This window comes from Luteibacter sp. P4_E6 (assembly GCF_056401535.1).
Genome location: NZ_JBFUJE010000327.1, coordinates 1 through 4,449, shown reverse-complemented (window position 1 = coordinate 4,449; position 4,449 = coordinate 1). Strand labels below are relative to the sequence as shown.

The 4,449-nt window shown below is 63.4% G+C and carries 5 protein-coding genes and 1 pseudogene; 4 read left to right on the top strand and 2 right to left on the bottom strand.

What is annotated here, in order from left to right:
• Window positions 1-9: 9 nt before the first annotated feature.
• Both AC1DT2_RS16470 and AC1DT2_RS16465 read right to left on the bottom strand, forming a co-directional pair.
• A complete protein-coding gene (locus AC1DT2_RS16470) occupies window positions 10-270 on the bottom strand; it encodes a hypothetical protein (protein WP_063573962.1) in 261 nt (86 codons plus the stop codon).
• Between the two features lie 108 nt (window positions 271-378).
• Entirely contained in the window at window positions 379-729 is a 351-nt protein-coding gene (locus AC1DT2_RS16465; protein WP_477297499.1) for a hypothetical protein, read from the bottom strand.
• 202 nt (window positions 730-931) lie between these two features.
• On the opposite strand from AC1DT2_RS16465, the gene pilV reads away from it, so the two are divergent.
• The 4 genes and pseudogenes from pilV to AC1DT2_RS16445 all read left to right on the top strand — a co-directional run.
• Window positions 932-1,483: a type IV pilus modification protein PilV gene (gene pilV / locus AC1DT2_RS16460; protein ID WP_477297498.1), complete on the top strand. Its 552-nt coding sequence runs from the start codon at window positions 932-934 to the stop codon at window positions 1,481-1,483.
• Complete coding sequence (locus AC1DT2_RS16455) at window positions 1,480-2,859, top strand: PilW family protein (RefSeq protein WP_477297497.1); 1,380 nt, start codon at window positions 1,480-1,482, stop codon at window positions 2,857-2,859. Before pilV ends, AC1DT2_RS16455 begins: the two co-directional genes overlap by 4 nt.
• A gap of 22 nt (window positions 2,860-2,881) precedes the next feature.
• Window positions 2,882-3,496 carry a pilus assembly PilX family protein gene (locus AC1DT2_RS16450; RefSeq protein WP_477297495.1) on the top strand — a complete coding sequence of 205 codons (615 nt, stop codon included), beginning with the start codon at window positions 2,882-2,884 and terminating at the stop codon, window positions 3,494-3,496.
• Window positions 3,497-3,507: 11 nt separating this feature from the next.
• A pseudogene (locus tag AC1DT2_RS16445) lies at window positions 3,508-4,449 on the top strand (hypothetical protein); the annotation flags it as partial.

The following is a 4,449-nucleotide window of genomic DNA, read 5'->3' as shown; positions in this document are numbered from 1 at the left end:
GTCGTGGGGTCAGGCGGCAGCGAGGCGGGCGAGTGCGGCAGCGCTGGGCGGCGCCAGATGGCCGAGGGCCGCGGCAGGCAGGAAACGCCAGTCGGACAGGCGGCGCGGCAGCCGGGAGGCGGCATAGACGTCGCGCAGGCCGGCGACGGCCTCTTCCGGGGCATCGAAACGGCCCACTTCGTTTTCACCGCAAAGCGCGCGCCAACGATGGCCGTGACGAACGATGCGGAACAGACCTTCGGTCGAGGTAAATACATATTGCGCGAGCACGGAACACTCCTTCGTGACCGGGAGCATTGTGACCGCGAGGTCGTGACCGCTTTGTTATCCCAAGGCTACGGTGAGGTGTCGGTGATCGCCGCGTCGTTGCGCAAGCTATTACAGTGCGGCCGCGGTCACGTTGTGCATCAGCGCCTCGACTTCCACGCAGTTACTCGCGCCGAGTTCGATCAGGTTGTCGTTGTTGTTGCGCAGCTTCTGGATGAGGTCATGAGCGTCCTGCTGGCCCGCCAGGTACTCGGCATTGCCCGTACCCCCGGGGGAGAGCTTGTTGACGCCAGCCCGGAAGGTGTCGATCGTCGACCCGGGCATGCCGCAGACGAACTRCCCGATAACCTCGGCATGGCCTGCTTCACCCAGGGTCATGTTCGGAAGGGTCTCCGCGGCGGAGGCGGCCGCAGCGGGAGCGACGAGGCAGGTTGCAAGCAAAAGTGCGCGAACGAAACGCATGGATTTTCCCCTTGGAGAAGCTGGCGGCGGCTGAAGCATGCGACCGCGCCGTGCGGTGCGCAAGCCCGGCCCCAGGGTAAATGTGCGCTGTCGCACAGACCGTCCCGCTCGTCGGATTTCGCCTACCGTTCGTCGTCGATAGCCTTGTTTGACGCCCCCGCCTTGCTAGCCTGAAGGTAGGGAAAAGTAAGGGGACGCCTTCGTGGCCAAGTTTCAATTCCGTCGCGCCGCACGCGGCGTGTCGCTGATCGAGGTTCTGATGGCCGTGCTGATCTTCAGTATCGGGCTCATCGGCCWGGCCGGACTGCTGGTGGTGTCGACCCGGTCCAACCAGGCGGCCTTCGTCCGCACCAACGTGACCTTCCTGGCCAACAGTATGGCTGACCGGATGCGCGCCAACCCGTACGGCCTGTGGGAGGGTGACTACACGGACACCTTCCCGCTAACGGGCGGCACCCTTCCCAAGTGCGATGCGACGAATGCCTGCGTCCCGAAGGATGTCGCCCTGCGCGACAAGATCCTCTGGGGTACCCAGCTCCAGACGTTCCTGCCGGGCCTGGGTAAGACGACCATCGCCTGTACGCCGGCGAGCGGCATGTCCTATGACCCAACCGGACAGATCGGACTGCGGCCGCCCTATGGTGGCACCTGCACCATGATCATCACCTGGGCCGAGCGCGGCACCAGCGGTGGAACCGACGACAACACGGACAGCGCCAACCTGCAGTCCTTCACCTGGGTGTTCGAGCCATGATCACGCGTCCCCTTTTCCGCCGGGCCGAGCGCGGCGTCACCCTCGTCGAGCTGATGGTCGCGATGCTCCTGGGCATCCTGGTGTCAGGCGGCATCATCACCATCTTCCTGTCGACCTCGAACAGCAACCGCGTGCAGACGCAGCTGGCGCGCATGCAGGAAGACGGTCGCTTCGCCATCGGTCGGCTCAACGACGACCTGGCCATGGCGGGCGGCACGTATTGCAACAACACGGGCGGCATCGCGACGGTATCCTCATCGAACGTCTCCCTCGACGGCCTGCGTTCGCCGAAGGTCTACGCTAAGAATCTGCTGTCGCTCCCCGCCGTGTTTGAGAACACCACGCAATGGGGTGCGACGTCGGGGAAGAACACCTATCCCGCCGCGCCGACGGCCGCCTATTCCATGCCGTCCTTCCTGTACATGCGTGGCTACAACTGCACGGGTACGTCCGCCTGCACGCCCATCCCGGTGGCCTTCCTCGGGGGCAATCTGGACACGGCCGGTACGGCCGTGGGCAATCGTGTCATCGGCACCGACGTACTCACGGTGCGCTATCTGAATTCGTCGCGCGGCTGGCGCCTCGGTGCGACCAGTAAAGCCGTCGGAAACGCAGACGGTACGTTGAAGGAAATCGATCTGGTACAGGGTACCGGCGAGCCTCCGTTGTCGGACTTCAAGGGCACGGTGGCGCTCATGGCCGACTGCTCGAGCTCCCAGATCTTCGCGGTCACAGGCGCCAGCGGCGGCACCGCCACGCCGGATCCTGGCAATAACTTCTCCGCACCGCTCGCCCTGCAGCCGCAGTCGGCGCCGCGAGTCTACGACTTCGTCAACGACATGCAGAACGTCACCTATTACGTGCAGGTCGTCACCGACGACGGCACGGCGACCGGTGTGAAAACGGGCGCGCTGATGCGTCGGGTGAACGGCACAACTGTCACGGTGCCCGATCAGGAGCTGATCCGCGGCGTGGAGCGACTGACCTTCCGCTACGGCGTGGAAGACACGAGTGGCGGCGTACGTTTCCTCACGGCCGACCAGGTCGATTCGCGCAACGACGGCGCGATTACCTGCCCGCCGACGGTCGCCAACAGCACGCTTACCACCACCGATCCGGGTTGCCTGTGGCGTGCCGTGAAGAGCATCGAAGTATCCATCCTGCTGTCCAGCCAGGTAACGATGCCGAACCTCACGCTTCCCGAAACGGCCTTCTTGTACACGCCAGATACCACCACGGGTACGCCCGCACCGGTTTACCCGACCGAAGCGAGCACCGCCAAACTGGCGATCCAGCCCTCGGCCCAGGGTTTCGACAACAACCGCCTTCGTCGCCAGCTCACCTCACTGGTGATGGTGCGTAACTACAACCCTTGATGCCATGCGTTACGGAGACACCATGAAACGTTCCCGCTTCCAGCACCTGCAGCGCGCCCCCCGGGCGCAGCGCGGCGCGGTGCTCATCGTCGCGCTTATCTTCCTGTTGCTGATCACTATCCTCGCCATGTCGTCGTCCGGCACGTCGCTGATGCAGTTGCGCCTGGTGGGTGGCCTGCGCAGTTCGCAGATGGCGGACTTCGGTGCGGAATCCGCCGTGCGCGGTGCCGAGTGGCGTTTGTGGACGGCGAGCATCAATACCCCGCTGGCTTGTACGTCGAACGGCCCTACCTGTTACATCTACGACGCCGCCACGCCGAATACCGTGGTGGATACGTTCCGCAATTCACCGGGCTGGGTGCCCGATGGAGGCACGACGTATTCAGCCGGAACGATGACGACGGCGAGCAGCGACAAGACCTTTAAGCTCACCCAGGACCCGGTGTACATGATCGAAGACCTCGGCATCGAAACGCCGCCGGGTATCGGTTCGCAGCACGAGTCCGGGCAGACGGCTCCCGGCACCGGCAACACCAGCGTCGACAGCCATATCTATCGCATTACCGCCCGCTCGACCGGCGCGAACGACAACACCGTTCGCGTGCTCGAGACGACGTTCGCGGCCAAGGCCAACTGAGAGACTCCGTCATGAGCGCATCCCATCGCCTGCTAACGCTCGCTACTGCCATGGTCCTCACCGGATTGGGCGGATTCTCGGGCCAGGCCGCCGCCACGGCGACCAACCTCAGTACCACGCCGCCCGACCTGACCACGTCGGTGGCGCCGAACATCGCCGTGACCTTCGATGACTCCGGCTCCATGCAGAGTTATTACATGGGTGACAACCGGCCTTTCGACCAGAAGGGATGGGATTTCACGGCGCCCTGGGCATGCGCGGGCGTCATCGATCCGCGCATCACGGACACCACGAACAATGCATCGAAGGCGATGAACGGTGTGTACTACAACCCGAACATCGTCTATACGACTGCGGTGAATGCCGACGGCACGCCGTTTCCCCAGGCAGGCCATCAAACGCCGACGAGCGCCCTGGACATGGGCTACGTGTGGATGAACGGCATCGACATCAATCGCCCCAATAATGCCGTCGGGCCGGGAACGCCAGCGGTTCTAAGCAACCGAAACAGCAATGCGGACTATAAAGACTCGCGAGTCAGCATTCTTAATGGCACCACGAGCACGGACAAGAACGGCAAAGTCACGAATATGCGCTGGGCTTGCACGAGCACCCAGTCCAACCCGTTCACAGGCAACCTGACCGACCCGGCTTCCGGAACGAAACCGAATGGCGGGCCTTACTACTACCGTCTAAAGTCGGGTGTGAACATCACAAACAGTGACGGGTCGGTCAATACCACCACGCTCTATACGGCGACCAACTGGGAGGCGGTGTCGGTTCCAGCTTCTCAGTACCAGAACTTCGCTAACTGGTTCTCGTATTACCGCACCCGTAACATGATGACGCGCACGGCGTTGTCGCAGGCCTTTTCGAAGATCGGTAACTCGGTCCGCATCGCCTGGCAGAACATGGCCAACGCGACGGGCACAGGCACGGACTACGACGTACAG

What these genes read in the sequence shown, in the direction of transcription:
- AC1DT2_RS16455 (WP_477297497.1), top strand. Translation starts at nt 1,480, where the DNA reads ATGATCACGCGTCCCCTTTTCCGCCGGGCCGAGCGCGGCGTCACCCTC.
- AC1DT2_RS16450 (WP_477297495.1), top strand. Translation starts at nt 2,882, where the DNA reads ATGAAACGTTCCCGCTTCCAGCACCTGCAGCGCGCCCCCCGGGCGCAG.